Origin of the sequence: Aeromonas sp. R2-3 (genome assembly GCF_040908375.1) — a bacterium.
In the GTDB taxonomy this organism is placed as follows: Bacteria; Pseudomonadota; Gammaproteobacteria; order Enterobacterales; family Aeromonadaceae; genus Aeromonas; species Aeromonas veronii.
In genome coordinates this window covers 170,207-193,405 of the sequence record NZ_JBFODP010000003.1, presented here as the reverse complement: position 1 = coordinate 193,405, position 23,199 = coordinate 170,207, and the positions used below count along the sequence as shown (strand labels likewise).

The following is a 23,199-nucleotide window of genomic DNA, read 5'->3' as shown; positions in this document are numbered from 1 at the left end:
GCTTACCACTTCATCTCGCCGGTATTGACCTTGGCACCGATGGCCAGACCATCGTCAACCGGCAGTGCCGGATAGGCCTTCTTCAGAGCCTCAATCAGCTCACCGGAGTTTTTCGCCTTCGCCAGCTCCTGTTCGAAACGCTCTACATAGTCACGGGTAAAGCTCACAGCAGCAGTGCCTTTGGGAGCAGTCCCCAGGAAGTGGCCCGGTACCACGCGCTCGGGTTTCAGGGCCAGCAGGTTGTCCAGCGCCTTGACCCAGTTACTGCGGGCCGCCTTGGTCTGGCTGTCCGCCATCCAGACATGCACCCCGTGGTAGACCGGTACACCACCAAAAGCAGTCTTGATGGAAGGGGCCCAGAGGTAGGCATTCGGGGTGTTCATCTCTTTGATCTCAATCTTCTCGCCATCCAGCGTCAGGTGGCTGGCGGTCATCACTTGCGGCACGGTCAGGCTCTTCGGTGCGCCCTTGCCGAGGATCGGGCTCCAGTAGCTCAGCTTGGCATCCTTGGTCTGGTTGATATGGTCAACCACGTGCTGATCGGCCAGCACTTTGACATCCGGGAACGCCGCCATGACCGGCTCCAGACCGAAGTAGAAGTCGGGGTCACCGGCACTGATATAGACAGTGGTCAGCTTCTTGCCGCTCTTCTTGATCATGTCGACCAGCGCCTGACCATTTTGCACGTCGAACTGGGCATCGATCAGGATGGCCTCTTTGTCACCGGTCACCAGTGAGGAGGAGACCGGGAAGATCGCCTTCTCGCCAGGGTTGTAGACGGTCACGCTCAGGGGGGCGGCCAGTACGGCGCCACTCAACAGGGTGGTAGCCAGAGTCAGGTTGCGGATCAGGGTGTTGTTCATCATCTATTCCTCATTAAGTATTCGGGGGTTCATTTGATGGACACAGTGTATTGGATCACTTAAGGTGCAAATACAGCATAAAAAGCGCATCACTGTTGCACATATCGAACATATAGAGAGCCGTACATGGATCGACTGACCGCCTTGCGGGTCTTTGTCAGCGTAGTCGAACAAGGGAGCCTGAGCGGCGCCGGAGAGAAACTGGATATGTCGCGCGCCATGGTGTCTCGCTATCTGGCCGAGCTGGAGAGCTGGATGGGCGCCCGCCTGCTGCACCGTACCACCCGTCGTCTGAGCCTGACAGGGCCAGGAGAGGAAGCGCTGAACCGGGCCCGCGCCATGCTGGCGCTCGGCGAAGAGATGGAGCAGATCGCCGTGAAGGGGGATGACGCCCCCAAGGGGCAACTGCGGATCACCAGCAGCTACTCCCTGTCGGAAGCCTTGCTGGTCGGGGCTGCCAACGACTATCTGGCGCAATACCCGGGGACGGCCATCGACATTCTGCTGCTCGACAGAACCGTCAATCTGGTGGAGGAGCGGATCGATCTGGCGGTGCGCATCACCAACGACCTCGACCCCAATCTGGTGGCGCGTCGTCTCGGCACCTGCCACTCGGTAGTCTGTGCCAGCCCGGCCTATCTGGCCCATCATCCGATGCCACACAAGGTGCAGGATTTGGCGCTGCACAACTGCCTCACCTACACCTACTTCGGCAAGAGCCTGTGGGAGTTCAATGGACCGGACGGTCCCGAGTCAGTGCCGGTTAGCGGTAACCTGAGCGCCAATATCTCCAACCTGCTGCTGGAAGCAACGCTGGAAGGCGCCGGTATCAGCCTGCAGCCCCGCTACTCGGCACAACCCTATCTGGAGCGCGGGGAACTGGTGCCCCTGCTGACCGACTGGCAGCCCAAGCGCCTCGGGGTATACGGGGTGTATGCCACCCGCAAGCAGATGTCGCCGCTACTGCGCAGCTTCCTCGATTTTCTGCTGGCCCGCATGGCGGCGGATCCCATCTGGCAGGAGTAAGCACTCCGCACACCCAAACATAACGAAGGGGCCGCTGCGGGCCCCTTCTTCACTCTGATCCCTTGATCAGGCTTCAAATCCGAATGGTTCTGAGTGCGGCGCTTCCGGCTGCGCACTCTCGTCCAGGAAAATATCCCGATAAGCCACATAGATGGAGTAGTTGAGCGCCGGGATCACCACCAGCAGACCTACCAGCAACAGCACAGCGCCAAACAGCAACAAAATGGCTGAGAGCAGCCCCCACCAGAAGAAGGGAAAAATATTGCGCCAGCAGCCGAAGAAGCTCAGCCGTACCGCCTGGATGATGCCGATATCGTGGTGGTAGATCAGCGCCGGAGCAAAGGTGACCCCCATCAGCACGGGAATGATAAGCAGCATACCCACCAGCAACACCAGCAGCAGTTGTTGCAACTGGCTGGCAGAGACCACCATGCTCTCGGGATCCTGCGTCAGCAGCGGGAGCAGTCCCCACATAGAGAGCAGACCGAGACAGACGAGGCCAACCAGGCTGAACAGCAGCAACACCAGCAGACCGCCTAGCATCAGCGGGGTCAGCTTGTGGCGAAAACCGGCGAAGAGATCGGCAAACTGCAGCGGCTCCCCCCGATAACCCCGAGCGGCGACCGCCACCCAACCCGCGCCCCACACCATGTAGAGCAGTTGGGAGATAAGGCCACCCGCCGGCAGTTGCTCCAGCAGCATGCCCACCATAAACCAGACCAACACCATGGCCACGCTGATCCCCATACCCTTGTTGAAGATATCGAACCCGCTGCGAACCCAGAGCCAGCCACGACCTGTCGTGTACCGGGCCGGAGTGGTGCGCAAAGGGGGTAATCCGTTCATATCGTCTCCTCGGAGTGTCGGTGGCATCAGTGCCGGAAGCCGATTCTAGAGCCAGGGCGGGGGCGACTCAATGGCGAAGCGGCCCGACCACGACATAAAACCTGACGCAGCGATGCACAAAAGGGGCGTCAGCCACGCCCCGCCTCTGGCTGCCCCGACCATAACGAGGCACAATCTGCCCCCTTCCCCAGCCGCGCCTGTCGTGGCCAACGTGTCGTGATCACACTTTAGTGATCGACGAATACCGGACAGGGGGTTGTCATCCCGCCATCCCGGGCGCTTTAACATCGAGTGGTATCGTCATGAGAGTTGTGTGTTGTCTGTTGTTGTTACTGGCCAGCCAGTCGGCCCTGGCCGAGGGTTTTATCAGTCGCCTGCTCAACCATCCGGTGCCGGGTGGCGTTGCAGTGATCCCTCTTGGCACGTCACCCACTGCCCCCACGGCCCGCTATCACGACAAACCCGTGCTGGTAGTGCGCGAAGACAACCAGTGGATCGCCATCGTCGGCATCTCTCTGAAAAGCACGCCCGGCGCCCAGCAACTGACCACAGGCGATGGCCGTACTCTCGGCTTCACCGTGACCCCCAAGCACTACCGCGAACAGCACATCAAGCTCAAGAACAGCCGTCAGGTCAATCCGCTCGCCGAGGATATGACACGTATCAACCGCGAGCTGGCGGAGCAGACCCGGGCTTACCAGACCTTCAGCCCCAACCAGCCGAGCAACCTGATGTTCGACAAGCCGGTCAACGGCCCCCTCTCCAGCCCGTTTGGCCTGCGTCGCTTCTTCAATGGCGAGGAGCGCAATCCCCACTCCGGCCTCGACTTCGCAGTGGGCGCCGGCACCCCGATCAAGTCCCCCGCCGCCGGCAAGGTGATCCTGATCGGCAACTACTTCTTTAATGGCAATACCGTCTTTGTCGACCACGGTCAGGGGCTCATCAGCATGTTCTGCCACATGTCAAAGATCGATGTGAAGCTCGGTCAGAGCCTGCCGCGCGGTGGCATCGTCGGGCGAGTCGGTTCGACCGGCCGCACTACCGGCCCCCATATGCACTGGAATGTCAGCCTCAACGACACCCGGGTCGATCCCGCTATCTTTATCGGCGCCTTCAAGCCCTGAATCGGCAGAGCCCGTTAACAAAACATCCTCTAACAAAACAGGCAGCCCATGGCTGCCTGTCTGCTATCTGCACGTCGAACCTGATTACCTATCCGGCCAGCGCGTGGGCACCGGACTCCCGACGCATCGCCCGCCACATCACCAACACCAGCAGCGAGCTGCACGTTGGCAATGCCAGCCAGACCCCAGGCACGCCCCACAGGGTCGAGAATCCCCACAAGAAACCGCCGATCAGCACCAGCTTGCCACCGGTGAGCAGGGAGGCGATGCGGGCCCGATTGATGGCCTGGAAGTAGGTGGCCCCCACCAGCAGCAAGCCCTCCATCGGCAACCCCCAGAAGTAGAGCCAGATCCCGAGGCTCGCCACCGGCAGCAAGGTAGCGTTGTCCCCGGCAAACAGATAGACCGCCGCCTCCGGCCACAGATAAAGCGGGAACATGGCGCACAGGGCGATCCCCAACGTCACTCCGAGTGCCAGGTTGCGGATCCGCAACACCCGCCGCCAGTGACCGGCTCCCGCGTTGAAGCTGGCGATGGGCTGGATACCCATGGCGATCCCCTCGAACACCAGATAGAAGAAGGCCTCGGTGTAACTGATCACCCCGTAGGCCGCCACATGCAGCGAAGTACCCACCGCCAGCAACGCCTTGTTGTGCAGCGCCAGCACCACAGAGAGATAGAGGTACATCAGAAAACTGGAGATCCCGAGGCGCACCGTCTCGCCCATCAGCCGCAGATCGGGGCGCAAGGTGTCCCAGCTTATCCGCAGCTGGCTACGCGGTGTGAAGAAGTGCCACAGGCAGGCAAGGCCCGTCACTGCCTGGGAGAGCATGGTGGCCGTCGCCACCCCGGCCAGTCCGAACGGAAACACCACCATCAGCAGATAGTCGAGCAGCACGTTGAGCAGCCCCCCGACTACCATGATGAGGGTGACAAATCCGGGGCGGCCATCGTTGCGCAGCAGCGAGCTGAACGCCATCGATAGCACCGCAAAGACGCCCAGCCAGGCGTAGGCCTGCAGGTAGGAGAGCCCGGCGGTGAAGATCTCCCCCTCCGCCCCCATCCAGGCCAGCATGGGCTCGCCATAACGGCTCCCGATAAAACTGAGCAGTGCCGAGGCCAGCAACACCATCACCAGCGCATTGCCGACGATATAGCGGGCTTTGGCCGGATTGCCCTGCCCCAGATAGAAGGAGACCAGCGACGAGGCCCCCATGCCGATCAGCGCCCCAACCGCATAGAGCACGGCGCAGATGGGATAAGCCAGCATCAGACCGGCCATGCCATCCTGACCCAGCACATGGCCAACGAAGATGCCATCGATGGTGACATAGATGCCGGTGATCAGCATGGCCGCCACGGTCGGGGTTACGTAACGCCAGAAAAGGCGAGATAGCGGGGCTGTGCCCAGATCAACTGCTGACATATTCGACTCGGTGGAGAGAAAGCGGCCGGGATCATAGCGAAACGGCAGCACGACTTCCTGTTATTTGTGTTATGAATCATTAATATAGACTGCTTTACCCGCCTCCCTGCCCTGTTTTAGGCTAGGGCCACCTCTTCTGAACGGAAACGAGCCTCATGTTGCAACGCCTGCTCACCCTCTTGCTGCTCTCCCTTATCTTGTTGCCGCCAGCCGTGCGCGCCGACGATGCCATTGCCCAGGCCGAATCCCTGTTGCAGAGCGTGCCCAAGAGCGATACCCCGGAAAACCAGAAGCTGCGGGAGAGCTACCAGCAGGCGCTGCAATTTGCCAGAGAGGCCGAGCGTTACCGGGAGCAGAGTAAAGCCTATCAGCAGATCCTCATCGATTACCCCAAGGAGTCGGCGCGCCTCAAGGAGAGCCTGCATAACTATCAGCCCGCCGCTCGCCCGCCGCTGGCGAGCCTCAAGGAGGAGGCGCTGCGCCAGGCCATAGGCTTGAGCAGCAACCGCCAGCTCAACCTGCGCAAGGAGCGGCAGGGGGTGATGGACAGCCTCAACCAGCTGGAGAGCACCGGTCAGGAGTATCACCTGCGGGTGGATGATCTGCGCAAACAGCTGCAACTGACCCGCAGCCAGCTGGAGCGACTGAGCTTCAGCAGCGAATCGGATCGCCAGCAGGAGGCACAGCTGCTGCTGACCAGAATGAAGGAGCAGAGCCTCTCCGACCGGATCCAGATGCTGGAGCTGGAGCAGCTCTCGGCCCAGCAGCGCAACGATCTCGGCAAGCTGAAACTGCAGGATCTCAATCTGGCCATCGCCGACGAGGATGAGTGGCAAGCCAGCCTGCTGACCCAGCAGAACCAGCTGCGGCGGGAGAAGACCGAGCAGGCGCTGGAGGAGAGCGAACGGCTGCGCAAACAGCTCACCACCGACATGCCGCTGCTGCTGGAGCAGCAACAGCAGAATCAGGCGCTCTCCATCCAGCTCGGCACACTGGAAGATCAGATTGAGCGGGTGCAGGACGAGCAGCGCAGCGTCGACAAAAATCTGTTTGAGCTGAATGAGCTGGTCAACTCGGTGCGCGAACAGCTGGAGTGGCTGCAGATCAGTAATGCCTACGGCGAGAACCTGCGCAGTAAACTCTCCGATCTGCCCCCCCAGTTCCCCCTCGACAAGCTGGAGTCCGCCATCGTCAGCGCCCGCATGGCCAAGTACCAGTACGAGAGCGAGCAGGATGGGCTCAAGGATACCCGCCAGCTGCGCGACAAGCTGATGGCCGAAGAGGAGGTGACGCTCGATCGGCCACAGCAAGCGGTGCTCGACAACCTGCTCAAGGCCCGGCGCCAGCTGCTGACCCGGCTCAACGACGCCTCAGACACCCTCATTCAGGAGCAGACCCGCCTCAAACTGCTCTACAGCCGCCAGAACAGCAAGATTGACGAGATCCGCGAAATAAGCGCCAGCCACCTGTTCTGGATGCCGGATGTGCGCCCCTTTACCCCACAGGTGATGCTCGGCATTCCTGCCGCGCTGACCCTGGCTTTCAACCCGGACAACTGGTTGCAACTGCCCTACGCCATCGCCGAAAACAGTCCGCTGAGCCTCACGCTGGCCGGTATTGGTCTGCTGGTGCTGGCCTGGAGCTGGTTCAAACTGGCCCGTCACCTGAGCCTCTATTGCGACCATATTGCGCCGCGGATCGGCAAGGTAACCCAGGACAAATTCAGCCTCACCAGCCGCTTGCTGCTGCGCTCCCTGCTTGCCGCCCTCCCCTTGCCCGCCATGGTGCTGATGATGCGCGGCCTGCTCGAAGGGGCCTGGCAATACCCGTTTGCGGTGGCGGTAGCACGCGGCCTTGGCGAGATCTGGTTTCTGCTGCTGGCACTGGTGATGGCCCGCCACCTGACGCTGGAGCGGGGGATTTTGATCCACCACTTCCGCTGGCCCCGGGAACAGGTGCAAAAGGTGTGGGGGCAGTTTCGAACCCTGCTGCTGGTGCTGATCCCGAGTTTCTTCGTGCAGGGGATGGCCAACAGCTATCAGGAGCACGCCTTCTACGACTCCCTCGGCCGGATGGCCTTCATGATCGGTGCACTCTGGCTGCTGCTCTTCTTTGCCCGTCTCAACCGGGAGCGATTGCCGCTCACCTGGGGCCAGACCGATATGACCAAGCCCCATCTGCTGCACCACTTCATCTGGAACAGCCTGATGCTGGCGCCGCTGCTGGCGGTGATTGGCGCCCTGTTTGGCTACTTCTATACCTCGCGCACCCTGCTGCGCCAGCTGGAGCTTAGCCTGCTGATGGGGCTGGGTTGCCTGCTGGTCTACTATCTGGCCAGACGCTGGATGCTGATCCAGCGCCGCCGCCTCGCCTTCGAGCGCGCCAAGAGCAAGCGGGCCGAGATCCTGGCCCAGCGCGGCCGGGAAGAGGGGCATGACGAGCTCAGCTCCGAGACCCCGGACGTGGTGGAAGAGACTGAGCTGGATCTCGATACCATCAGCGCCCAGTCGCTGGGACTGGTGCGCACCCTGCTGATGCTGGGCTTCACCATGCTGGTGGTGGTGCAATGGTCGGATCTCAACTCCGCCTTCAGTTTCCTCAGCAATATCGAGGTGTGGCAGGTAAGCAGCAAGATTGGCGGCATCGAGCAGCTCTCGGCCATCACCTTGCAGGATCTGATGCTGACCGCCTTCGTTTTCATTCTGACCGTGGTGACTGCCCGCAACCTGCCGGGGCTGATGGAGCTGACCCTGCTGCAACACCTCAGCCTCTCCCCGGGTACCGGCTTTGCCCTCACGACCACCAGCAAGTATCTGGTGATCCTGATCGGTGCCCTCACCGGCTTCTCCATGCTCGGCATCGACTGGTCGAAGACCCAGTGGCTGGTCGCCGCCCTCTCTGTGGGGCTGGGTTTCGGTCTGCAGGAGATCTTCGCCAACTTTGTCTCCGGCCTCATCATCCTGTTCGAGAAGCCGATCCGGCTCGGTGACACCGTCACCATCCGCGATCTCACCGGTACCGTCACCAAGATCAAGACCCGGGCCACCACCATAGTGGATTGGGATCGCAAGGAGATCATCGTGCCCAACAAGGCCTTCATCACCGAACAGTTCATCAACTGGTCGCTCTCCGATGCCATCACCCGGGTCAAACTGCGGATCCGGATCGGCCTGACCCGGGATCCGAAACTGGTGCAGCGCATTCTGGAAGAGTCCATCCAGGCATCGGCCCTGGTATTGGAGACGCCAACGCCAGAGGTCTTCCTGATCGAATTCACCGACTCGGCACTGATCTACGAGATCCGCCTCTACGTCAACAACATGGATCACCGGATGCCCATCACTCACGAGGTTCATTCGCTGGTGCTGGAGAAGATGCAGCAGCAGGGACTTACCCTGCCCCATCAACAGATCGACATTCACCTGAGCCGCGGCTGATCCGCGAGGTAAAAGGAGCAGAACATGCAGATTATTGCCCATCGTGGCGCCAGCGGTCTGGCACCGGAGAACACCCTCAAGGCGATGGCCAAAGCGCTGGAGCTGGGAGCATCAGCCATCGAGATCGACGTGCAGGCGGCCGATGGCGAGTTGTGGGTCTTCCACGACCGGCGGCTGGAGCGCTGCACCAATGGCAAGGGGGTGCTGACCGAACAATCCCGCTCCTATCTGGAGCAGCTCGATGCCGGTGAGGGAGAGGTGATCCCGACTCTGTGGCAGGTAATGGAGATCATCGCCGGACGCTGCGAGCTGCATATCGAGCTCAAGGGCGCCCATACCGCCGATGCGGTGGCAGCCCTGACCCGACGGGCAGAGGCCGAGCTGGACTTTACTCCCGGCCAGTGGGTGGTCTCCTCCTTCCATCACCCGGAGCTGGCCCGATTTGCCGCCTTGCGGCCCGATATCCGGCTCGGTGCCCTGACCGCTAACCTGCCGCTCAACCTGGCGCAGTTTGCCGACGAGCTGGGGGGCTGGTCCATCAATTGCGATGTTGATTTCATCGACGCCGCGCTGGTCGATGATGCACATCGCCGGGGGCTCAAAGTTCTGGTTTATACCGTTGATTATCCAGAAGATTATGAAACGCTCTCTAGCATGGGGGTCGATGGAATCTTCACCAATCGACCAGATCGTTTTCTGACGCAGTGAGGGGGCGATACGCACATGGATAACCACTGATTTAGGCACTAACTTTAAATAGCTGACCGGGATACAAAGAGTTCAACTTCAGCCGATAAACAGAGGCTCATAACAATAACTAGATTCCACACACACTTCAGACTGACGCTCACAAGGATGTAACTATGAACTTATCCATTAAAAACAAGCTTGTTCTGGCTATCGGGGTCATCATTCTGGTGATCACCTGCCTGCAGGTCTGGTACAACACCTCGCAACTGCGCAGCGAGACCCAGCGACTGGTCTGGAACATCATCGACGAAAGCTCCATGGCCAACGTCAAGGGGATCTCCCGCTGGGTCGACTCCCGGATCAGCATGGTCAGCACCACCAAGGAAGCATTCGCCAAAGAAGACGAACCCATCAGTCATCTGGCCCAGTCCATGAATGCCGGTGGCTTCGACCTGGTCTATGCCGGTACCGCAGACGGCAAAATGATTCAGAGTAAACCAACCGATTTGCCCGCCGGTTATGACCCACGTCAACGCCCCTGGTACAAGGACGCGGCCGCCGCAGGCAAGCTGGTCATCACAGCCCCCTATGCCGATATCTCCACCGGCCAGCTGATTGTCACCATTGCCGAGCCGTTCCAGCGTGGCAATACCCAGGGGGTCATCGCCGGTGACGTCTCCATCAGCTCACTGATCTCGGATATTCTGGCGGTCACCACCGAGGGCACCTACGCCATGCTGGTGGACAGCAATGGCACCATCATCGCGCACCCAGATGCCTCCCTGAGCCTGAAATCCGCTACCGCTCTGGCACCGGAACTGACTGCGGCCTACATCAATCAGGTCGCCCATGACGGCATGATCAACGAGCTGGTGATCAGCGGCAAGAAAGAGGTCTACGACTTTAATGCCATTCCCAATACCAACTGGTATTACGGCATGATGGTGGATGAAGAGATCGCCTACCAGTCGGTACGCCGCATGGTTACCTCCTCTCTCATTCAGGGGCTTATCACCATACTGATCGTGGCAGGCTTCTCCTATGTCGCCATCAACGGCTCGCTGGCCCCTCTGAAAACCCTGGGCGAAGCGATTGCCGATCTCTCCCGTGGCAACGGCGATCTGACTCGCCGCATCAAGATTGAACGTGAGGATGAAGTAGGCGCGGTTGCCAAACACGTCAACACCTTCATCGAGCGGATCCATGTGATGGTGCAGGATATCTCCAACTCCTCCGGCCAACTCAATCAGCAGGCCAAGTCCTCCCACAGCATGGCGGAGAAGGCCAATCAGGGGCTGGCACGCCAGCAAAACGAGATCTCCCAGATCGCCACTGCGGTACACGAGATGTCGGCCACCGCGGTCGAGGTTGCCAGCAACGCCGAGCAGACCGCCGAAGCAGCCCGCAGCTCCTCCAGCAGTTGCGAGCATGGCAAGCAGGTGATCGCCCGCAACCAGCGCTCCATCACCGATCTGGCCACCCAGGTGGAACAAGCCTCCAACATCATTCAGGAACTGGAGAAAAACGCTCAGGAGATCAACACCATCCTCTCCACCATTCAGGGCATCGCCGAGCAGACCAACCTGCTGGCACTCAACGCAGCCATCGAGGCGGCACGTGCCGGTGAGCAGGGTCGCGGCTTTGCGGTGGTAGCCGACGAGGTGCGCGTCCTGTCACAGCGTACCCACAGCTCCACCGTCGAGATCCGCAATATGATCGAAACCCTGCAACGCAATACCCAGGGAGCGGTCAGCACCATGCACGAAGGCCAGCTGCTGGCCCAGAACAGCGTGGATGACGCCAACAACGCCACCCATGCGCTGGAGCAGATCACCACCTCGATCAACCAGATCTCCGACATGGCGACCCAGATCTCCAGCGCGGCTGAAGAGCAGCGGGCCGTCACCGACGAGGTAAGTCGCAACATTCAGGCAGTGAAAGATGTCTCGGACGAACTGGCAGTAGATGCTGACAGCTCACGCCATCTCTCTGAACAACTTAAAAATATTTCGGGTGAACTGAGCAATCAGGTCGGCATGTTCCGCATTTGAGCATGAGCAAAAGGGGCCGTACAGGCCCCTTTTATTTTTCTAAATAGCGCTTAATTTTCAGTGAGTAATCTCACATTACCCGCCAAATACCCCACCTTGAAATCCTTGTAATTCGTCTGGAATTATCAGGTCACCGCCGTGGTCACCGTCGAATTTCGGATTACATATTTCTATCCGAATAGATAAATGCCAATAATTCTCATTAAAAAATTACAATAAAAAACTTAAAATTTTTTTCGCGAGTACCTAAAAAGAGAGGTGATTCGCATTTTATTGAAAGAAAACTACGTACAATCCAGAAGTTAAAGTACTCGTAGCTAGGTGTTCAACTGCTCAGTAACACCAAAAAATGACGATAATAACGACATTTTCATCCAGGGATTTGGGTGTTTTATAGAAAAATAACCAATAAAAAGGGAATAAAACCTAGCAGTTTGACTTGCATCAAGCCTGAATTTTTTTCATAGAGCAAAATCGTGCCCAGCAAATCTATCCCTAAGGAGGCAGATGTGGATATTATCAAGACCGATGTGGCCATCATCGGTGCTGGCGGTACCGGCTTACGCGCCGCTATCGCTATAGCCGAATCACAGCCAGACCTGGACATCGCCCTGATTTCCAAGGTTTACCCGATGCGCAGCCACACGGTTGCTGCCGAAGGCGGCGCCGCCGGTGTCGTCCGTGATGACGACTCCCTCGAAAACCACTTCAACGACACCGTCTCCGGTGGTGACTGGCTGTGCGAGCAGGACGTAGTGGAATACTTCGTCAACAACGCGACCAAAGAGATGATCCAGCTGGAGCACTGGGGTTGCCCCTGGAGCCGCAAGCCGGATGGCAAAGCCAACGTGCGTCCGTTTGGTGGCATGAAGGTTCCGCGTACCTGGTTTGCCGCAGACAAGTCCGGTTTCCATATTCTGCACACCCTGTTCCAGACCTCCGTCAAATACCCGAGCATCAAGCGCTTCGACGAGCATTTCTGTCTTGATCTGATCGTGGACGACGGCCGCGTTCAGGGCGTACTGACCTTCGACATCCAGAACGGTATCACCCGCTTCATCCAGGCCAAATCCGTGATCGTGGCCACTGGTGGCGCTGGCCGTGTCTATCGCTACAACACCAACGGTGGCATCGTCACCGGCGATGGCATGGCACTGGCCTACCGTCACGGCGTACCGCTGCGTGATATGGAGTTCGTCCAGTATCACCCGACCGGTCTGCCGGGCACCGGCATCCTGATGACCGAAGGTTGTCGTGGTGAGGGTGGCGTCCTGCTGAACAAGGATGGCTACCGCTACCTGCAAGACTACGGCTTGGGCCCGGAAACCCCGATCGGCCAGCCGAAGAGCAAATACATGGAGCTGGGTCCGCGCGACCGCGTTTCCCAGGCATTCTGGCAAGAGCAGCAGAAAGGCCGCGTCATTCAGGGCCCGATGGGCGATGTGGTTCACCTCGACCTGCGTCACCTTGGCGAGAAGTACCTGAAAGAGCGTCTGCCGTTCATCTGCGAACTGGCCAAAGCCTACGTCAACGTGGATCCGGCCAAAGAGCCTATCCCGGTACGTCCGACTGCCCACTACACCATGGGTGGTATCGAGACTGACAACAAGTGTGCCACCCGTCTGCCCGGCCTCTACGCCGCGGGCGAATGTGCCTCCGTCGGTCTGCACGGTGCCAACCGTCTGGGTTCCAACTCCCTGTCCGAGATCGTGGTATTCGGCAAGCTGGCCGGTGAGCAGGCAGGTGAATTTGCCAAGACTCAGAAGCATGGCAATACCGAAGCGCTGGCCGCCAAGGCCGAGGCGCTCATCAAGCAGCACCTCTCCCTGATGGACGTAGACGGTACCGAAAACCCGGCCGATATCCGCAACGAACTGGGCATGTCCATGGAAGCCGGTGTCGGTATCTACCGTACCGAAGAGCTGATGCAGGGCACCATCGACAAGATCAACGAGCTGAAAGCCCGTTACAAAAAGGTCAAGATCAACGACAAGTCCTCTGTCTTCAACACCGACCTGCTGTACGCCATCGAACTGGGCTACATGCTGGACGTGGCTGAAGCCATGGCGCACTCCGCCATCAATCGTAAAGAGTCCCGCGGTTCCCACCAGCGTCTGGATGGTTACGAAGAGCGTGATGACGTGAACTTCCTCAAGCACACGCTCTCGTTCTACCAAAATGGCGAAACGCCCTCCATCGATTACTCCGATGTGAAGATCACTAAGTCCCAGCCGGCAAAACGCGTGTACGGCTCCGAGGGTGAGAAACAAGACGAGGCTAAGAAGAATGGCTGAGATGATTGAAATTGAGATCCTGCGCTACCGTCCGGAACAGGATAACGAGCCCTGGATGCAAACCTTCCAGGTGCCATACCAGAGAGAGATGTCTCTGCTGGACGCCCTGCAGTACATCAAGGATCACCTGGACTCTACCCTGAGCTTCCGCTGGTCCTGCCGGATGGCGATCTGCGGCTCCTGCGGCATGATGGTCAACGGTGTGCCCAAGCTGGGTTGCAAGGCGTTCCTGCGCGACTACCTGCCGGGCAAGATGACCGTCGAGCCGCTCAACAACTTCCCGATCGAGCGCGATCTGGTGGTCGACATGTCCGACTTCATCGAGAAGCTGGAGAGCATCAAGCCGTACATCATCCCGAGCGAGCCGCGCAGCCTGTGTGATGGCGAGTACATCCAGACTCCGGCCCAGATGGCGCAGTACAAGCAGTTCTCCCAGTGCATCAACTGTGGTCTCTGCTACGCGGCCTGCCCACAGTACGGCATCAACAAGAAGTTCACCGGTCCGGCGGCACTGGCTCTGGCCTATCGCTACAACGTCGACAACCGTGATGCCGGCGCCAAAGAGCGTATGCGCATCATCAGCCAGGACGAAGGCGTCTGGGGCTGTACCTTCGTGGGCTACTGCTCCGAAGTGTGCCCGAAGGGCGTCGATCCGGCGGCGGCCATCCAGCTTGGCAAGGTCGAAAGCGCCAAGGACTACATGATCGCCATGTTCAAGCCAGATTGAGAGCAGGATTGAGACCATGAACAACACTGATAGCAAACGTAAACCTTACGTCCGCGAAATGAAGAAAGACTGGTGGCTGAAGAACGCCTTCTACACCGGTTACATGATCCGTGAAGGCACCAGTATCTTCGTCTCCATCTACGCCGTTGTGCTGATGTGGGGCCTGATGCGCCTGGTTCAGGGTCAGGAAGCGTTCAACGGCTGGCTGGAATCCCTGCAAAGCCCGATCGCCATCCTGTTCCATGTCGTCGCTCTGGCGGCGTGCCTGTTCCATGCCAAAACCTGGTTCGCCCTGGCGCCGAAAGCCATGCGTATCTTCCGTGGTGAAGACCTGGTACCGGAGAAGCCGATCGTTCTCGCCCAGTATGTGGCGCTGGCGGTGGTGTCCCTGCTTGTCCTGATCATCGTGGCCTGAGGAGAAAACAATGAGACGTTCTGACGAACCAATTTACTGGGGTCTGTTTGGTGCGGGTGGCATGGTCGTTGCCATGCTGCTGCCGGTCATTGTCCTCATCACCGGTCTGCTGGTGCCCATGGGCATCATGGACGTGGAAACCATGAGCTATGACCGCGTGCACGCGTTCGCCAGCTCCTGGTGGGGTGCCTGCATCCTGCTGGTGATCATCGCCCTGCCAGTCTGGCACGGTATGCACCGTATCTACCACGGTCTGCACGATCTGGGGATCCACACCACCAAGCTGCACCACTATGTGTTCTATGGCTTTGCCTTCCTGGTATCTGCCATTAGTGTCGGCCTGCTGATGGTGCTGGTACTCCAGTAATCACATCTGACTGATTGACCAAACCGGGCCTCGTGCCCGGTTTTTTTTGCCCCGCTACCCCGCCCCTGCTTTTTATTCACTCAAACAATTCGATAAAAACCAGATTATCGTCCAATCATATGGCGATCATAGTCACATAACCCCAATACATTCGTCATTTGCAGCAAACCATTTTGACCACCATCAATTTAGTGACATCCATATCAATTATAATTATTCAGATTAAATAATTATTCATATGGAGCTAGCTAATGACAGACAAAACACGCTCGGTGAGCATAGGCAGTTACCTGGCACTGGCCTTCGCCGTGGTCTTCTTCTCCGGACTGTTGCAATCCGGCGAGTGGTATGGGGTATTCGATTTCACCACGCTGAACGGCTCGTTCGGCACCATGGTCCAGAGCGTCAGCGAGAATGGTGACGGCATCAAGACCGCCATGACCGACATGCGCGGCAAGGGGGGCAACGGCGCTCGCGATGGCTTTCTGTTCGCCCTGACCCTGATCCCCACCGTGATGTTTGCCCTCGGTATGATCAATGTGCTGGAGCACTACGGCGCGCTGGAAGCGGCCCGCAAGTTGCTGACCCCGCTGCTGCGCCCACTGATGGGGATCCCCGGTAATACCGGTCTGGCGCTGATCGCCTCCCTGCAGAGTACCGATGCCGGTGCCGCCATGACCCGTCAGCTCAAGGATGAGGGGCTCATCACCAAGCGTGAAACCGATGTGTTCACCATGTTCCAGTTCTCCGCAGGTGCCACCATCGTCAACTTCTTCTCCTCCGGCGCCGTACTGTTCACCCTGACGCTGGCAGATGGCAGCCCGGCGGTCAGCTCCTCCATCGGTCTGGCTGTCATCGTGATGTTCGCCTTCAAATTTGTCGGGGCCAACCTGTTCCGGGTCTACCTCAATATGAGCGAAGGCAAGCAGACCGATAACAACACCCAGCAGACCCTCAACACTCAGGAGCAAGCCAAATGAGCCAGGCCAACATCAAGAAACCCATCGTCACCGATATCTTCGTCGAAGGGGCCAAGAAGGGCTGGGTCATCGCCACCACCTCCACCGTACCCAACGTACTGATGGCCTTCGTCATCATCAAGGCGCTGCAGATCACCGGCGCACTGGATGCCATGGGCGCCATCTTCTCCCCTGTCATGGCCATCTTCGGGTTGCCCGGAGAGGCGGCAGCCGTGCTGATCGGCGCCTGGATGTCGATGGGCGGTGCGGTCGGTGTGGTCATCACCCTGTTCGATCAGGGGATCCTCAACGGCACTCACATCGCCATTCTGGCGCCAGCCATCTACCTGATGGGCTCCCAGGTACAGTACATGGGCCGCATCCTCGGCTGCATCGGCACCGAAGGGCGTTACATCCCCATCATGGTCGCCATCTCGGTACTCAACGCCTTCGGCGCCATGCTGGTGATGAACATCCTTCTCTGACCCGAACCTGATAGTGGAGCAAGCAATGACTTTTTCTCTGGATCAATACCTGACCGAACTGGCCCCGCTGATCAATCTGGATTGCGGATCCCTGCACCAGCCGGGCATTGCGGCGGTCGCCGACCTGATGGCCGCTAAATATGAGGCGATGGGCGGCTGGCAGATCAAGCGGGTCGACTGCGGCGCCGCGGGGGTGGGGCTGGAGATCCGCAACCAGCCTGATGCGGCGCAGATCGATGTAATGCTGATCGGCCATATGGATACCGTCTTCCCCCTCGGCACCGCCGCCGCCCGCCCGATGAGCGTCGATGGTGAGCGCGCTTACGGTCCCGGTGTCTCCGACATGAAATCGGGCCTGCTCAACATCGTCTATGCCCTGCGTGAACTGCCCCGCGAGGTGCGCGATCGCCTGAGCATCTGCGTCTGCATGAACCCGGACGAGGAGATTGGTTCCCTCCACTCCAGTGACTGGCTGGCAACGGTGGCCAAACAGGCGAAACAGGTGCTGGTGGCCGAAGCGGCCCGCGCCGATGGCTCGCTGGTCAAGGCGCGCAAGGGGATGGCCCGTTATCGCATCGATTTCACCGGCAAGGCGGCTCACGCAGGCAACGAACCGCAGAAGGGGCGCAGCGCCATCACCGAGCTGGGCCACTGGATCCTGGCCATCAACGCCCTGACCAACTTCGAGAGCGGCACCACCCTCAACATCGGCATTGTCGAGGGGGGCAATGGCGCCAACATAGTGCCGGCCCATGCCAGCGCCGTGGTGGATGTCCGTTTCTGGGACAATCAGGAGTACCACCAGATCGACGATTATCTGCTGACCCTGGCCGAGCGTCCCCATCTGGACGGTGTCACCATCCAGCTGACCCGCGAGGCCCACAAACCGGCCATGGTGCCATCAGAAGGCACTCAGGCACTGATGCTGCTGGTGGAAGAGTGTGGCACCGAACTGGGGCTGCCGATCAGCTGGCAGGAGGTGGGGGGCGGCTCCGATGCCAACCTCACTGCCGCCCTCGGCATCCCCACTCTGGATGGTCTGGGCCCTATCGGTGCCGGTTTCCACAGTGACGAGGAGTATCTGGATCTGGCCAGCATTGCCCCGCGCATCGAGCTGCTGGTGAAGGTACTGACCCGTCTGGCGGCCTGACAGCCTCTCACGTAAAAAAGGGCCAGCCGGTTTGCACCGGCTGGCCCTCTGTTTATCTGCTCCCCAGAATGACAGCACCCCTTCGCTATTACTCCATTGCCGGCAAGAAGCGGCGCATCACCTCATCCGTATGCCCCCCTTCCTGAAACGCCACCAGCGACTGATTGAGGATATTCACCAGCTGGTGGGCGCGGGGGGAGCCCTTGCTCACCAGCAGATAGAATCCCTTGCGGCTGGGCAGGGCGAGATTGAGCAACCCGCTCTCGCTGCGGTAGATGCCAAGGCTGATGCCTGCCACCAGAGGTTCGATTTCACTTGGCAGAAAGTCGCAACGATCCCGCTCCAGCATATCGAGCGCCTGCTGCAACTGTTTGACCCGGCGTGGCTCCTGCGCAAGCCCGTAGGGGGTGTAGTTGTAGCCAATCACCCCGCACACCCGGGATCGATTGACCGTCTGCAGATCCGGCGGTTCGGGGTAGCGGCGCTTGAGATAGAAAAAACCGAGGTGGGTGTAGTAGAGGGGAACGCTGTAGAAGGCAAACTCGGCCCGCTCCGGCTTGTAGCTGGCATCCCAGGTCAGCTCGCACAGACCATTCTGGCGATAATCCGCCAGCTCCTGCTGCACCCGTGCCCAGGGCAGATAGCGGATCTGGTGCGAGAGCCCGCTCTGTTGCAGGGCATCGAGCACCAGCGTCGTCGCAGAACCGGTCAGGCGGCTGGTATCGGGCACCCCGTCCTTGCGCTCCCAGTAGGTAAAGGGGGCCCACTCGTTGCCCTCTCCCAGGCAAATCTTCACTGGCGGCTCTTGCCCCCATAACGCAGGGGACAAGATGGCCATCGCCAATCCCGCCCACCATGTTCCTGCTCGTCTCATCTCCCGCTCCCGAACTGTTTATCCCTCTTGCAGCTTAGCCCAGAAGGGATTTTGCTCACTTTGCAGGGGCGCTTTCATGCCACAACGCCAGCAAATTGGCCGGAATGGCACCATAACGGAGCTGCGGTGTCTGGTGCCAGTCAGCCAGCTTTTGCAGGGCTTTCGCCAGATCCTGTGCAAGCGTACGGGTCACTCTCACACCAGCTTCCAGATAGAGGCTCTTGATCTCGAAGATCCCCTGCTGGCGATGGGCCTTGGCATCCATTCTGCCCACCAGCTTGCCGCGATGGAGCAAGGGCAACACGAAGTAACCGTACTGACGCTTGGGGGCCGGGGTATAGCACTCGATGCGATAGTCGAAGTTGAACAACTCACTGGCTCGCTTGCGATCCCATACCAGCGGATCGAACGGCGACAAGGCCGTGGTATGGGTTGCCTTGAGGGTGCCCGCCTGTGCCCTTGCCAGCTCATCGGCCAGCGAGGCGTGCACAAAAGCGCCGTGCTGCCATCCCTCCACTCGTACCGGCAACAGTTCACCCTCGTCCGCCAGTTGATGGAGCAAGGCGTCATATTTGCCGCGCCGCAGCCGGTAGTAGTCCGCAACCCAGCCAGTCTTGACCAGCCCCAACGCCCGGCAGCTGGCGCACACCATATCCCGCTGCGCCTGCTCGACGCTCGGCAGATCCCGCTGGTCGCTCCACTCGGGGATAACCCGCTCGGCCAGGTCATAGACTCGCTGAAAGTTGCGCCGCTCCCGCACCATCAGCTGACCGCTGGTAAACAACACCTCGAGATGGCGCTTCTCCGGTTTCCAGTCCCACCAGCCATTCCCCTTGCCGGTTGTGCGTTCAAAGTCAGCCGCCCGCACCGGGCCGTGCTGACGAATACGCTCGATCAGCTGACCGATCTCCTGCTGATGGGTAGCGAGCCAGTTGGCCGAAAACTTCCACCCCATGGCGGCGGGGTCGAGCATCCGGTGGCGCAACAACCGGTAATCCTCGCGGGGCACAAAGCAGGCCTCGTGGGCCCAATATTCGAAGATCTCGCCGTCAGCCAGCAGTTGCTCCAGCCAGCTCGGTTCGTACTGGCCAAGCCGGCTGAACAGCACCAGATAGGGGCTGCGTGCCACCACCGAGATGGTATCGATCTGCAGCAGCGCCATGCGGCGAATGGTGGCCAGCAGATCGGCCGGGGTCGCCTTGCTGCGACGGGGGGCAAGCAGCCCCTGCGCCGCCAGTTGCAGATGACGGGCATCTTGCAGTGACAAATGGGTAATCGACATCAACAACCGCTCCCTGGTATCTGACCATCGCGCGCCCGGCGGATGGCCAACAAAAACGGGGAGGTACCACGCTGGTATGCCTCCCCTCCCTGTGTGCCAGCGCCGCTATGAATGGGCCGGGGGCAAGACCAGCTGATTGACCACCAGCATGATCTCTTGATAAGTGGCCTCTACCGTCTCGGGGGTCGGCTCCAGAATCAGGTCATCGGCATAGCCGTTGATGAGAGAGGTGATCTGACGCGCCAGTCGCCGGGCATCGCCCGCGACAAACTCGCCGCTGTCGATCCCCTTTTGCAGGATCTGCTCCAGCACCTCGCGCCACGCCAGAATGATTTTGCGGTAGCTCTCGGCAAACACAGGGTCGCGCAGTGACTCGTTCCAGGCATCGAGATAGATGGCCCAGGAGGCATCCTGACTGGTCGGCAGGTTGTCCCGCACAAACAGCGGCAACGCTTCGCGGGCGGGTAGCGGCAGCAACCACTCCCGCTGCTCGGCGATCTCCTGACTGGTGAAACGCTCCACGGCGCAGAGGCAGAGCTCCTTCCAATCCTTGAAGTAGTGGTAGACGTGACTGCGCGCCAGACCGGTGCGCTCGGCAATATCACGGGTTGACGATGCCGCCATCCCCTTCTCTCGAAACAGGGCCAGTACGGCCTCGATGATCATCTCTTTGCGCTGTTCTGCTGATGGGCGTGCCATCTGACCTCCTGCGATATCAATCGATCTGCTTGACTTTGAGCAGTCGCTCAAACAAACTTTGAGCACTCGCTCAAACTTAGCGTTTCCGACATCTTAGGAGATAACCCATGACAACACCAACCACTTCGGCAGCCAGTTGCGACGAGCAGGCCACGCCGTTGCCACACTCGGCCGGTCGTTCGCTGGGGGCGATTGCACGGGCCAATCCCCTCAAGCTGGCGGGCACCTTCTCGCTGGTGGCCCTCGAAAACATCCTGCTGGTGGTCTATCCCCTGTTCGCCGGCTTTGCCATCGACGCCATCGTCAAGGGCCAGTGGTGGCAGGCTTCAAGCTACGCCCTCATCGTCCTGCTGTTCTGGCTCATCGGTGCCCTGCGCCGGGCGGTCGACACCCGCGCCTTTACCCATATCTATGCGGCACTGGCGGTGCCGGTGATCCTGACACAACGCCAGCAGCAGGAGGGGCAATCTACCATAGTGGCGCGGGTCACCTTGGCGCGGGAGTTTGTCGATTTCTTCGAGAAACATATCCCGATCCTGGCCACCAGCCTGATCTCCATCGTCGGGGCGGCCGTGATGCTGATGGTGATCGAGTTCTGGGTCGGCATCGCCTGCATGGGGATATTGCTGCTGTTCGGCCTGCTGCTGCCCGGCTTTTCGCGCAAGAACCAGCTGCTGCACGAGCGGCTCAACGATCGGCTGGAACACGAGGTCAAACTGGTCACCCATGCCCAATCAGCCAGCCTCGCCCGCCACTACCGCGCGCTGGCCTGGCTCCGCATCCGGATTTCGGATCGGGAGGCACTCGCTTTTCTGGCGGTCGGCATCAGCGCCTCCCTGCTGTTCCTGCTGGCCATCACCATGCTGATGGCCCAGCCCCAGGTCTCGGCAGGCCATGTCTATGCTGTGATGACCTACCTCTGGAACTTTGTCACCAGCTTGGATGAGGGACCCGGCCTTGCCGATCAGCTGGCCAGGCTGAGAGACATAGGCCGCCGGGTCAATACCGCCCAACCCGATGAAATGATTTGATATTTTGTATCTGTAACCGGAGTAGAAGATGAATCCGACCACCCTTTGCCAACGAGCGTTGACCATGTGCATCAGCTGTTTTTTCCTCGCCGCCTGCGGCCCCAAGATGAGCGACTTTGAGCCCAACACCAGCTACTGGTTCAAGGAGAAACCGGCAGAGGATAGTGCCCCGCTGGCGCAAGACATGAAGGTGGATATCGCCATCATAGGTGGCGGCTACAGCGGCCTCTCCAGTGCATGGCATCTGGCCAAGGCCAATCCGTCGCTCAAGATCGCTATCTTCGAGGCCAAACAGGTGGGCAGCGGCGCCTCGGGCCGCAACGGCGGCATGGTGTTGCCGGGCTCCGAGGTGATGGACCTCTACGAAGAGGGGGAAGCGAGCAAGCGCCACTACGATCTCACCGTCGCCAGCATGCGCAAGCTGCAGGCGCTGGTCGCCTCAACCGGCGTCGAGGCCGACCTCAAGCTCGATGGCTATGTGGAAGCGCTCCTCGATGAGGAGGATATCGCCGAGTACCGCGACTATGTGAAAACCGCCAATCGCCTCGGCATCCCGCTCCAGTACTGGAACGCCGATACCACAGAGGAAAAACTCGGCACCGACCGCTACGTGGGGGCGGTCTACGACCCCAATGGTGGTCAAGTTCACGCCATGAAACTGGTCAATGCCCTGCGCAAGGCGGTGGAGCAGGCGGGCGTCACCATCTATGAACAGAGCCCGGTGCTGGGGATCAAGGAGGGCAAGCAGATCGAGCTCAATGTGGCCGACAAGTACAAGGTGACCGCCAACAGCATAGTGCTGGCGACCAACGGCTATACCTCAAAACTTGGCTACTTCAGCGGCCGGGTCTTTCCGGTGCACGCCCAGAGCGCCGTCACCGAGCCGCTTACCAAAAAACAGCTGGCCGCCATCCAGTGGCAGAGTCGGCTGCCCTACTACGACACCCGCAACATCCTGTTCCATCTGGTATTGACCCCGGATAACCGCATCGTCATCGGTGGCGGCAATGCCGAGTACGTCTTCAACGACGGCCTCAACTACAAGGGCGATCTTAACCGGGTCAGCGAGATGATGATGAGCGAGCTGGTGACCCTCTATCCGGCCCTCAAGGGGATCAAATTTGAGCAGGTGTGGGACGGGGTGCTCGGCATGACAGGTGACAGCACCGAAGCAGTGGGGGTAATGGGGGATCACAAGAACATCTACTACGCCCTCGGCTACAACGGCCACGGCATCAATCTCTCCTTCCTGTTTGGCGACATTGTGGCCAGCCTCTATCAAGGCAAGGATCACCCCTGGTTCAACCACGCGGAGCAGAGTCTGCCGATGTGGCTGCCGCCAGAGCCGTTCAAGTCAATCGGCGTCAAATCTGCCCTGATGTACTACCAGTGGCAGGACAAGGGCTACAAGGAGTAGCGCCGAGCAAGAACTCGACGAGTAACAGACGAAGGC

At 59.6% G+C, this 23,199-nt stretch carries 20 protein-coding genes; 14 read left to right on the top strand and 6 right to left on the bottom strand.

Annotation, left to right across the window (positions count from 1 at the left end):
- Positions 1–2: 2 nt before the first annotated feature.
- Positions 3–863, bottom strand: a complete 861-nt coding sequence (locus AB5Z02_RS00895) for a Vmh family MBL fold metallo-hydrolase (protein WP_005354006.1) — start codon at positions 861–863, stop codon at positions 3–5.
- 126 nt (positions 864–989) lie between these two features.
- Between AB5Z02_RS00895 and AB5Z02_RS00890 the strand changes: the two genes are divergently transcribed.
- Positions 990–1,889 carry a LysR family transcriptional regulator gene (locus tag AB5Z02_RS00890; RefSeq protein ID WP_167565060.1) on the top strand — a complete coding sequence of 300 codons (900 nt, stop codon included), beginning with the start codon at positions 990–992 and terminating at the stop codon, positions 1,887–1,889.
- A 66-nt stretch (positions 1,890–1,955) separates the two neighbouring features.
- Here the strand turns inward: AB5Z02_RS00890 and AB5Z02_RS00885 are convergent, their stop codons facing one another.
- On the bottom strand, positions 1,956–2,735 hold the full coding sequence (locus tag AB5Z02_RS00885; protein WP_042054576.1) for a BPSS1780 family membrane protein: 780 nt from the start codon (positions 2,733–2,735) through the stop codon (positions 1,956–1,958).
- Positions 2,736–3,037: 302 nt separating this feature from the next.
- On the opposite strand from AB5Z02_RS00885, the gene AB5Z02_RS00880 reads away from it, so the two are divergent.
- Positions 3,038–3,859, top strand: coding sequence for a peptidoglycan DD-metalloendopeptidase family protein (locus AB5Z02_RS00880; RefSeq protein ID WP_167565059.1), 822 nt, complete (start codon positions 3,038–3,040; stop codon positions 3,857–3,859).
- An 88-nt stretch (positions 3,860–3,947) separates the two neighbouring features.
- Here the strand turns inward: AB5Z02_RS00880 and AB5Z02_RS00875 are convergent, their stop codons facing one another.
- Positions 3,948–5,285 (bottom strand): MATE family efflux transporter, encoded by a 1,338-nt coding sequence (locus AB5Z02_RS00875; protein WP_167565058.1) that lies wholly within the window; start codon positions 5,283–5,285, stop codon positions 3,948–3,950.
- A 155-nt stretch (positions 5,286–5,440) separates the two neighbouring features.
- Between AB5Z02_RS00875 and mscM the strand changes: the two genes are divergently transcribed.
- From mscM to AB5Z02_RS00825, 10 genes are all read left to right on the top strand, one after another.
- A complete protein-coding gene (gene mscM, locus AB5Z02_RS00870; RefSeq protein ID WP_368214990.1) occupies positions 5,441–8,722 on the top strand; it encodes a miniconductance mechanosensitive channel MscM in 3,282 nt (1,093 codons plus the stop codon).
- A gap of 24 nt (positions 8,723–8,746) precedes the next feature.
- Entirely contained in the window at positions 8,747–9,430 is a 684-nt protein-coding gene (locus AB5Z02_RS00865) for a glycerophosphodiester phosphodiesterase (RefSeq protein ID WP_236294517.1), read from the top strand.
- Between the two features lie 155 nt (positions 9,431–9,585).
- Positions 9,586–11,463: a methyl-accepting chemotaxis protein gene (locus AB5Z02_RS00860; protein ID WP_021229777.1), complete on the top strand. Its 1,878-nt coding sequence runs from the start codon at positions 9,586–9,588 to the stop codon at positions 11,461–11,463.
- Between the two features lie 509 nt (positions 11,464–11,972).
- A complete protein-coding gene (frdA, locus tag AB5Z02_RS00855) occupies positions 11,973–13,757 on the top strand; it encodes a fumarate reductase (quinol) flavoprotein subunit (protein ID WP_005362288.1) in 1,785 nt (594 codons plus the stop codon).
- Entirely contained in the window at positions 13,750–14,484 is a 735-nt protein-coding gene (locus tag AB5Z02_RS00850; protein ID WP_005335057.1) for a succinate dehydrogenase/fumarate reductase iron-sulfur subunit, read from the top strand. The genes frdA and AB5Z02_RS00850 overlap by 8 nt, the downstream gene beginning before the upstream one ends.
- A gap of 16 nt (positions 14,485–14,500) precedes the next feature.
- Positions 14,501–14,899 carry a hypothetical protein gene (locus AB5Z02_RS00845; protein ID WP_005335058.1) on the top strand — a complete coding sequence of 133 codons (399 nt, stop codon included), beginning with the start codon at positions 14,501–14,503 and terminating at the stop codon, positions 14,897–14,899.
- 10 nt (positions 14,900–14,909) lie between these two features.
- Positions 14,910–15,266 carry a fumarate reductase subunit FrdD gene (gene frdD, locus AB5Z02_RS00840; RefSeq protein ID WP_005335059.1) on the top strand — a complete coding sequence of 119 codons (357 nt, stop codon included), beginning with the start codon at positions 14,910–14,912 and terminating at the stop codon, positions 15,264–15,266.
- A 251-nt stretch (positions 15,267–15,517) separates the two neighbouring features.
- Positions 15,518–16,246 carry a nucleoside recognition domain-containing protein gene (locus tag AB5Z02_RS00835; RefSeq protein ID WP_005335061.1) on the top strand — a complete coding sequence of 243 codons (729 nt, stop codon included), beginning with the start codon at positions 15,518–15,520 and terminating at the stop codon, positions 16,244–16,246.
- Positions 16,243–16,710, top strand: coding sequence for a YjiG family protein (locus AB5Z02_RS00830; RefSeq protein ID WP_005335063.1), 468 nt, complete (start codon positions 16,243–16,245; stop codon positions 16,708–16,710). Before AB5Z02_RS00835 ends, AB5Z02_RS00830 begins: the two co-directional genes overlap by 4 nt.
- A gap of 25 nt (positions 16,711–16,735) precedes the next feature.
- Positions 16,736–17,860: a M20 family metallopeptidase gene (locus AB5Z02_RS00825; RefSeq protein WP_368214988.1), complete on the top strand. Its 1,125-nt coding sequence runs from the start codon at positions 16,736–16,738 to the stop codon at positions 17,858–17,860.
- Positions 17,861–17,948: 88 nt separating this feature from the next.
- Here AB5Z02_RS00825 and AB5Z02_RS00820 read toward each other — a convergent pair whose 3' ends face one another.
- The 3 genes from AB5Z02_RS00820 to AB5Z02_RS00810 all read right to left on the bottom strand — a co-directional run bounded on the left by AB5Z02_RS00820 (position 17,949) and on the right by AB5Z02_RS00810 (position 20,715).
- A complete protein-coding gene (locus AB5Z02_RS00820) occupies positions 17,949–18,698 on the bottom strand; it encodes a substrate-binding periplasmic protein (protein WP_368214987.1) in 750 nt (249 codons plus the stop codon).
- Positions 18,699–18,789: 91 nt separating this feature from the next.
- Entirely contained in the window at positions 18,790–20,016 is a 1,227-nt protein-coding gene (locus AB5Z02_RS00815) for a winged helix-turn-helix domain-containing protein (RefSeq protein WP_368214985.1), read from the bottom strand.
- A gap of 105 nt (positions 20,017–20,121) precedes the next feature.
- Positions 20,122–20,715: a TetR/AcrR family transcriptional regulator gene (locus tag AB5Z02_RS00810; protein WP_151286109.1), complete on the bottom strand. Its 594-nt coding sequence runs from the start codon at positions 20,713–20,715 to the stop codon at positions 20,122–20,124.
- A 107-nt stretch (positions 20,716–20,822) separates the two neighbouring features.
- Here AB5Z02_RS00810 and AB5Z02_RS00805 point away from each other — a divergent pair, with 107 nt between their 5' ends.
- A complete protein-coding gene (locus AB5Z02_RS00805) occupies positions 20,823–21,746 on the top strand; it encodes an ABC transporter six-transmembrane domain-containing protein (protein ID WP_368214984.1) in 924 nt (307 codons plus the stop codon).
- 28 nt (positions 21,747–21,774) lie between these two features.
- On the top strand, positions 21,775–23,163 hold the full coding sequence (locus AB5Z02_RS00800) for an NAD(P)/FAD-dependent oxidoreductase (RefSeq protein ID WP_368214982.1): 1,389 nt from the start codon (positions 21,775–21,777) through the stop codon (positions 23,161–23,163).
- Positions 23,164–23,199 lie beyond the last annotated feature (36 nt).